Source organism: Endozoicomonas sp. ALD040, assembly GCF_049275945.1.
In the GTDB taxonomy this organism is placed as follows: Bacteria; Pseudomonadota; Gammaproteobacteria; order Pseudomonadales; family Endozoicomonadaceae; genus Endozoicomonas_A.
In genome coordinates this window covers 5,103,799-5,113,462 of the sequence record NZ_CP184829.1, presented here as the reverse complement: position 1 = coordinate 5,113,462, position 9,664 = coordinate 5,103,799, and the positions used below count along the sequence as shown (strand labels likewise).

The 9,664-nt window shown below is 44.9% G+C and carries 2 protein-coding genes; both read left to right on the top strand.

Annotated features, from left to right (window positions below; all coding sequences use genetic code 11):
* The first annotated feature begins 10 nt into the window (after positions 1–10).
* Positions 11–8,524, top strand: coding sequence for a hypothetical protein (locus ACOJUN_RS18690; protein ID WP_422133412.1), 8,514 nt, complete (start codon positions 11–13; stop codon positions 8,522–8,524).
* Between the two features lie 86 nt (positions 8,525–8,610).
* A complete protein-coding gene (locus tag ACOJUN_RS18685) occupies positions 8,611–9,591 on the top strand; it encodes an IS1595 family transposase (protein WP_422133411.1) in 981 nt (326 codons plus the stop codon).
* The last annotated feature ends 73 nt before the right edge of the window (positions 9,592–9,664 follow it).

The following is a 9,664-nucleotide window of genomic DNA, read 5'->3' as shown; positions in this document are numbered from 1 at the left end:
CGGCAATTCTATGCTTGTTTGTCACAGAAGACTGTTAAAACTTCTCTTAATTGCCCTGCTATTCATAATTGAAACGAACGTACAATCAGGTCATACCTCCGGCTACCAGAATGAAGAGCACAAGGCACCAGAAATCCGCTTTTTGGGTCTCTACGCGGGATTTAAAGCCAATAATTTCCACCTCAAGCTAGGTAACCATTATCACGTAATACACGACGTTGGCACCCCCAAAAAGCTGTCCCTTTTTTTCCAGAATCAATGGTTGAGTCATCTGCCCGGGTTTCTGTTTGCAAAACTGCTTCCGCCTTCAATCATACCCTACCCTTCTTTCAGTCGCGGCTTCCCCTCACTGTCCCGGGCTTTTGGTGATGCCCCCGATTGCAACTCTCATCCGGTGATGATCGATCACTCTTTGCTGAAAGGCCGACTGTCAGTACAAACCGCTTGTATCGAAAATCATCCTGTCTGGCAGATTACGACCTCACCCTCGACATCATCGTCAGAGACTCAGGCCGTCGAGGGTGATTCTCTGTCTGCCTGGCTGTCGCTTTGGAAACTACTAAACGACACCCATACCAGTACCCTTTTCCTGCGTCCCTGGCGGGAAAGTCAGCAGAATCGCCTGCAGGCCATTATCTGCCAGACTAATCCGCTTACAGAGCATAAAAAGTGTCAGAGCGTTCTTATTGACTTCCCGCTGAACCACGCAAAACCCTGGCTATTGCCCGAACTGGCTAAAAAAGACATCATCAGCACTGACGGGCAAACCGCTTTAGACAGTGGCTATATCAAGCGGGTCAATCAGGCTATTCACTGTCTCTCTTCCCACAATAAGTTGTTTGGAGAATCCAATAAAAGCAAGACAACTGACAAAGAAAAAATTCACGCCTGCCAGAATAATCACTGGCTTTATCAATGGTCGGATCAAAGCTGGCTTTACCAACCGGGTATTCCCGAGACTGCGGTAGAACCCAGCCCGGCACTCATGAACGGGAAGTACTTTAACCTCTGGGCACTGGAAAAAGTATCGCCTGGCAATGATACCTGTCCAGCCTGGTCAAGATCTTCTTTATTCATCGCCCGCAACGACAGACATCGGAAATACCATTTCTGGGGAGCAGGTGATCCGGTGCTGCTGATGCGGTTCGCTGATGCCCCTTATAATGTCGAGGATCACTACGCCGGTTGGGACGGACCTGAAATTGGCACCCTGGTAGAAAGTGAGCACCTTAACCTGGCCGCCCTGCTTATGAGCACGGTGACCAGTACGCCCTTTAATCTCTATCAATGGCGGGGAATTCTCTCAGGGTTCATATCCCCCATCCCCAAAAGCCTCAGTGCCCGGGTAAGGGAGCAGATTCTGAGCGACCCCGGTTCACTTTACCAGTTTGTTAAACGGCGGCCTGAGTTAATGAACAATGTGTTGACCTATTTAAACCGGGAGTTTCCGGGGCACCCTGTCCACTCACACTTTTCCGGTCGTGTATCACCTTATTTTACCCGTCAAACAAACGGAAACCCACTGGCTTTGGTGCCCCAAACAAGCAACGCATTCGACGGTTTTCATCCTCCTGCCATCCCTCATCAGCCAGATATGTCACTCCCCTCTATAGGGTTTGCATCAGGCATAATGACTGCTTCTGGTGTCCAGGGGAATAATGGACCGCCTGAATCTCAGTCCTCCCCGAGTAATCCCTCTGCACAAAAAGCCGAACAAAGTGGCAACAAAAGTAAACGAACTGCCAGCTCTGTCGGTAGGAACAATATTGACGACAATGAGCCACCACCACCGGGCGGCAAGCATCCGGTCACACCAGCAGACGCAGTGTACTCAGCCTCCTTGCTTAAACATCTATTCTATTTGTACAGGCGCTCCGGACTTCGGCCTGAAAGAATGGCCCATAGATCAGACTTTCTTTCAGAACAGCTTGGTGTCACATCCAGGGAAAAATTTGAAACCCTGCTCCGTCTGTGCAAACCGTCCGATTGTGGAAGTGAAACATTATATAACCAGATGCTCCGGGGTTTTGACCCGAAAGACCAACAACACATGATGCTGGCATCAAAAGCTTTGCAAAATTCGATACAAGTCATCGTTCATGATGGTCAGGAATATCGCTGCTATGACCATGATAAAAACCACGATCATACTCCTCGTCGGCTTCTGGAAAGGCTTGAAGATCGCCATATCTTCCTGTTTCACAACAATCACGCTGTAAAACTGTCTTCTCACAGTGACAACAAACTATGGTTCACTCACTTCCTGACCAACTCCCGCTTAAATACTGAGGAAAGTGACTGGCTGGCAGCCAATTGGGTTGAAAAGGCTTTATGGGATCTGTTTCCACAATGGCAGAAAGATGTCTTATTATGCCGGGAAAGTCTTGAAAACCCATCCATAAAATTTGCCAGCGAAGCACTAAAACGGGCATTTACTTCACCTGCTGAATTCATGCGGGGAGGACACGAAAATAACCAGTTCAGGTTTTACAATAAATTAGGCCTTGTTTGCTACCCCTTCGAGGATACAGAGAACCCCGATGGAATGTTTTACATTAGTAAAAACGTGCTTGGAGCAGTGATTTTTTTCTGGGAAGACTCTGCCAGCAAATATATTACCTTTATAGCGCCGGATCTCTCCACATCAGCAATAAACGACAAAATACAGTCTTTGGATACTCATTTAAAAGATTATTCCGAGGGTGCATTTTTAGTAAAAAAACAGGATATCCGCTATGTAATTCCTGCACTGATAGTGCTCGCACCTGTTTTTAGAAAAACCTATACAGAAGCCGAAAAAATTATATCCGATACTGAAGATGCTCTCGTTTACGGTGGTTTAGCCAGGTGGCAACACCTTACGTCATCGCTTAAACCCTCCGAACTGGGCAAAGTACCTGTTACCAATGATATTGACCTGGCAGTCACGGATATCAAAAGCCTGGAAAACATTTCGGCTTCTATAGAGAAAAAGCTAAGAGGCGTCCTGCCTGGCACTGCTGTTAGACGCAACAACATTCACACCTTAGTTCTAGCCAGCTCGGGAGAATTGCAGCACGGAGGGCTCCTGCACACCTTAAAGATCAATTGTTTTCCCGATACAAATGAAGAAAATACCATCCGGTTCGCCAGTTACGAGGCAAAAAAATGGCGAATCTTATCGATCGATATTTCTGCCGGTCCTGAAGGATATTTCGATTTCATACGTGTAGAACCTTTTGCCACGGGCTCCAAAATGGTTATGCAAAGCCTGCCCGCAATGGTTGAAAAACTGTTGCAGGATACACAACTTGATCAAACCTACCCGGGTATTGATTCAAAGCGACGGATGCAAAGTGCTCAAAATGCATTAAAAATATTGCTATCAAGTGACACTGAGCAACAGATACAGACAATTATTCAAAAGTCAGTATTCAGCCGTTTTTCAGAGTCGTCCAGGTTACCGGAATTTCTGCATCCTTATATCAGGCGTAAACCTGACAATGAACAGAAAAGCACTATTAAGGTAGAGAATAAGGCAGAAAATGATACGAATAATCAACATCCTTTAGTTGCTGCCAAAGCCAAAACAACAACGCCCACTGTCGATGAGCCTCTGAAAGACAATGCACCAGGACAGACAACTATTGCCGCACATGCTGCATTTGCCAGTACTGCTAATGTCAAAGGTGCAGAATCGATAACCCATGATTCGGCTTTAAATTCCCGTAAGAAGAAAAAGAAACAGAGACAAAAGCTGAAAAAAACGGTTCAACCAAAAGCAGGCGACACTGCAACTACGCCAGACGAGGGCGATATCAAAGTAGAAGCCAGCCCTGATAATCAAAGCACTACAGTAGTTCATAACAGCAAGACAACAGCACGTGATAATGCTGAACGCTCAAACAAAAGAAAGAAGGAAACCACCGCCCAAAAGCCAATCTCGAATCTGATCGATTTCGAAACGGCATTGTCCAGGTCCGTAGAAATATCAAACTGGCTTAAGGAGGTGGATTATAACTTTTCAGGAGAGCTGAATAGAGCAATAAAGACACAAAATTGCGATGCCACTGAAGAAAACAAAGCCACTACAGAAAATCCTGCGCTCGAAACAGAACTCGATACACTACAAAAACAACTGAAGGAAGGAAAGACAAAAACACTGCAAATACTGGCCAGTTCCGGAGCTTCTGCTGATACATCCGGAGACCAGCCGGTCATTACCATCAATCTGACTAATATCCCGGACAGTCAGCAACGCAGGCGTTTAGAGCAGGCGGCTTATGAGGACCACTTCCCCTATGCCCAACTGGTTCAGGCGTTGTTCATTTTGAACAAAAAATTACCCTCTGGAAAATCAGAAGCACTTCAGATCTATGAACATGCCTTCGAGCTATTGTTACCGGCAGCTATTGCCGGTATACCACTTGCCTATCAATTATTAATCGCAATGCAATTGCACAGCCACCATCCGGCGGGCTGGCCTCAGATAGAACCTGTAAATCGATTGTTGCGTAGTATGACTTCCAGAGAGACAAGCTTGAACCAGGTAAAGATTGAAGGCCTGTTGAATGGTGGATTTCTCGAACAGCTCTATCAGGATACAGATGTTACCGCCCTGTCAAAGATTGAGCAGGGTTTAGCCAAAGAGTCAGAACTCTCAGGCAAAGGCAGAGAAGTGAAGGCCATACTCAATGCCCTGAGAGAACCGGATACACCCTCCACATTAACAGCCCTGAAAGCTGTTCGTCCCGGGTCTCGGGAACTGCAACAAACCATCGCTTCACTGAAACTGATTCTGGAAAGAAAAAAAGAACCAGCGGCAGGTCAGATACATAGTGAGCTTTGGATCTACACCCTCAACACCCTGCAGATTCAGGGTGCCCCCAGGAAAAAATCTCAGTTCATTGATATAACGAGTTTCCCGCAGGTGCTGGCGATGACTGACCTGAAAGTATTCATGGGCACTGAGCGTACCGGACAATCGTTCAGAAGTCATCAACCCAAATTCATAGCTTTTTGGAAAATGAGCTTTTGGGAAGGCTATCTCAAAGCTTCATTGAGCAAGGACAGAAACAATGAAAAGGAAATGCTCTACGAATATCATGAAAAAATAAGGAATAAAGCGATTGAAAAGTCCAGATCTGATTTAATAAAAGACTGGGTTCTAGCTCGATCTTTGCTGCTGTCAAGAGATTTCATTCAAACCAAAGAGGTGACGGTTCCGGCTGCCACTAAACCAGCCACTTCAACTCAACTCACTTCGGCAACAGTTACAAATACTGAAAAAGCAAAAAAAACAATAAATGCCACCAGACGACGAACGGAGCTGAAGCCAGGCATCAGACCCTCTACAGAACAAGTCAATGAACAACTACATACACAGTATTTGTTGCAACTGGATAACAATATTATTCAGGAAGTCAAATGTATTCATGAGAACCCGGAAGTTTTTTTGCAACAGGTGGAAAAGCACATTACTGCATTCAGAAAAGTTTTATTAAGAAATCATGACCATACAACAAACAAGCTTGGAATGGGTTATTACTATTTTCTGAAAGCACTGGCCATGTTAGGGGCCAAAATGTCGGATGACAACAAAACTATTGAGTTGTCCTTTAGTCCCGAAGTCAAGCTCAACGCCAAAAAGATAAAAGAGGCTATTGTATTGTCTAATAGTCATTTTTTCCCTTATGCCCCGATACTCTTGCTATTTTTTGAACATGGTATGGAAGGCAACCCCAGCGCAGTCACGCAAGCTCATCTCTCTGCATTCTCGGGGGTATCTCAGTCTATTGAGATTTTATTCGAATCGGACTCAGACTCAGCGGTTCAGGCCGGAATGTTACTCAAGTGGCTGGTGCTGATTCCAAGGACTTTCGAACTGAAACTGGCCTTTGATCCAGACACATACCTGAAAAACCCCCATAGCCAGATGCCGGGAAGGGTAACACCTTCCATAAGTGTACTCAGAGAGTTTCTGGAGCAGCTTTCAATAAAAGGCTCTGATGGAGCAGTTGATTTTGTTTTGAATCGAATGAGCCAGAAATTTAAAAATACCCGACATTTTTCAAAAATACAGTATGAACGAGTGTTAGTAAAACCGGAATCAACTGCAGCTGTGCTTACCGCAAAAGAGGCTAATGCAGCGGCAGAATTAGCCGTAAATGAAGAGCAAACGAAAGCGAGAGCGTTCAAGGAAGCGAAAGAGTTAGAGGAAGTGAAAGCAAAAACCTTATCGGCAGTGGATTTAACAGCGAAAGTGCAAGTACTAACAGCAAAAAAAGCAGCTCAAAAAGCAGCACAGGAAGCAAAAGCAAAACTGACAGCAGCAAAGAAAGCGATAGCGGCAGCTGAAGAGGCAGCGACAAAGAAAGCGATAGCGGCAGCTGAAGAGGCAGCGGCAGCTGAAGAGGCAGCGGCAGCTGAAGAGGCAGCGGCAGCTGAAGAGGCAACTAAAGTGAAAGCGGCAGAGAGGGCGGAAGCAACAATAAGATTGATACTGTACTTCGCAACCGGTCGAATGGAACTGTTGGATTTTGGTTGCCTGGATTTATCTCTGTACATCATTAACTTTTCTATATTCGGCTCTGAAGCAAACCCGGAGATTCCCATATTCCTTAGAAAAGCTCAGAGGACGCTCTCTAAAGATATTGACCGTCATAATCGGGCATTGGCAGATATTATAGAACTTGCTTTTTATCTGGTTGGTGCATCAACAGAAGCAGAGCCGACTCTCCCCCATCTTAAAGCCCTCCCCTTCGTTAACCAGGCTCGCTTAACATCCCTTCATTTTGGTCATGATGTACAACATCTGACAAAGTTAATTGGTTTTTCTCGTGAACTGGTTACCGAGGATAACACGTCGTATTGTTATAACACCCTTTCGCTGATACATCAGCATATCATCACGCTCATCGGTGGAAATGCAGAAAATGCACGAAAACTCCAGATTGATTCAGGTGATTGGGAAGAATTACGCAAAATATTTAAGCTCTTTATATGGCATAAGCCAGTAAAGGCTGTTGCACGTAATGTTCAATCAAAATTCATCGACTACTTTGTCTTTAACAGTGAAAATTTGAAAAGGTTCGCAGATGGAGACGAAAGTGCTTTTTTTCTTGCCATTGAACAAGCCAAACAAGCTGGCTATCAGAAATTAAAACAGAAGTTAAGTCTGTATGAAGATAAAATGGATTCCGAATCATTGCAGATGTCAGGCTGGCTTCATTGCCTGGCTGGATTGACGCTTCTGGAGGCAGAATTAAGATCTTTCCAAGAGCCGATAGTATTAACCAGTCGCAAAAGAGTTCTGCCCAGTGCACATGATCATTTCAGGAAAGCACGTCAACTTGGCTTCCCTTATGGTGGTTATCTGGAATCACTGGTGAGTATGCGGCTAAACAACTACCAGCATTATCAGACCGAAACATCAGAAGCCCTGCAAAAAGACTCGACCAATGGGCTTGTCATTCAATACGCATCGACCATAAAACCAGGGGAAAAGCTCTTTATTGAAGCGGGCAAAATTGTTACGGACACATTGCCCGGATTGTTATCAAGCTCTCTAATGGGTGTGAGTTTTGCTGCCGAAGCAGCCATAAGAGTATTTACTAATGAACGGTTTAATCTTCTGCATATTCCTCAGGCTGGTTGGTCAGCACTGATCACAAAGCAATTTTTGATTACCCCCGTAAACCATAACCTCCAATTTGTGTTCAATAATGATGGCACTGAAGTTGAAAAAGCGTTATTTCCCAGGATAATTGATCCAGACAGTATTGAAGGAATACTTCTGAAACCACTGGAAAAAACAAAGCATTTTTCCATTAAAAAAAGACCGAAACACTATGGTATTTGGCTGGATGGTGAAATCAAAAGTGGTGGCAGGTCAGAAAATATTAAAAAGTATTTAAGACTTGTCAAATCTTTTGTATTGGGTGAATCAGACGCACTGGATATATCATCAGAGGCAGCAGCTTCTGATGTTGAACAACTCTCAGAAAATACTGCAAGCTATGAGCTAAGCCGATATGATTATGCAACATCGTTTGAAGTACTGCGGGAAACACCAAAACCTGAAACCTATTTCGATGAGTTCGTTTATAACCTTCCCCGGCTGGAATCTCACCCAAATTATGAGGCTATAAGTAATGCTCTTTTGAAGAAACATCGCACAAAGTCAGCCCTGGTTCATTATTACTTATGGGCTTACGAGACCCTTAATGATCACTTTGATAACGAACGGGATCTGTTCTGGGATGAGATAATGACAAAGAAGATTGACGAAAATGAACCAATGAAACGTGCTTTCCTGGCAGTTCTGGCAACGTCCGACTTAACGGTTATGTACGATAAAAACCGGGAGGCCATGAACATTGCATTTCAAACGTATAATAGAGATCTTGCCTCCTGGCTGGCCTTTTTTCACAGGATCTCGGCCAATTCCGCCTTTATTCTGGGAGAGACACAAAAAGCAGATTTCCATCAAAAGCATTATGATAACCAAAAAGCAATATTACTTTATTCAGTACCTGACCCGTAAGATTACCAGAAAGACCAAAGGCTAAGTTAGCCTTATCTGTTGTTTGAACTATAATACAACGGTCTCCTGCTGTAAGGGATGCCGTTATGCAATATGCTCTCTTCAAGTCATTTCTTGATGCCATTTCGACATTGACCAGCCATCAGAAGAATATTCTTAACAAAGCTCTTTCTCCAGAGGTTGAGACCAAGACGCATCAGCCGAACCCGAGCACCACCATTCAACAGAAATTCTCTGAGCACCCGAGGTGCCCTCATTGTGAAAGTGATCAGATAAAACGCTGGGGTAGCAGTGATGGCAAGCAGCGCTACCGTTGCAAGTCATGCCACAAAACATTTAATGCATTAACAGCAACCCCGTTAGCCCGGCTTCGACATCCTGAAAAGTGGCAGACTTATCTGAATGGAATGAGCCACTCCACTACCCTGCGAGTGGCAGCATCTGAATGTGGCGTCACTCTGCGCACCTCTTTCCGCTGGCGACACCGCTTCCTTGTCGTGCTGGAGGATGACCAAGGAAATGATCTGGGTGATATTGTTGAACTGGATGAAACATTTTTGCGTGAGTCCTTCAAAGGGCAGAGATCAGAGCTACCAAGACCAGCAAGACAAAGAGGTAATGATAAAAAAACGGATTGCCGCAAAATTCCCGTTTTGGTCGCAAGAGATCATTCCTCACGAACAGTTGATGGCATCCTCGCCAATGAAAGTGCATCGGAGATGCAGCAGCACCTCGAAGGCCATCTGTCTTCAAAAGTCATTCTGTGCGCTGAAGCCAGCCTGGCTCACGAAAAGCTGGCCAGAGACATGGAGCTGCCGTTGAAAGAGTTAGTGACCTCAGCCGGCCAGCACGTCATTGAAGGTGTGTTCCACATCCAGCATGTGAATGCTTACCACAGCCACTTGAAAGGATGGATTCATGGTGTTTTTCACGGGATTGCGACCAAATACTTGAAACATTATCTGGGCTGGCGGCGAGTGCTGACAGAGGCTACCGAGCTAACAGGTGAACGGCTTTCTGAAAAAATTGCGGGACACTGGTTCAAACAACAGATAAAAGCAACTTAGCCAAGACCAAATGTGTAAATTGAAGACTTGGGTTCAGTTTACGCTCATTATTTTCTATAAACGGCGATAGTTT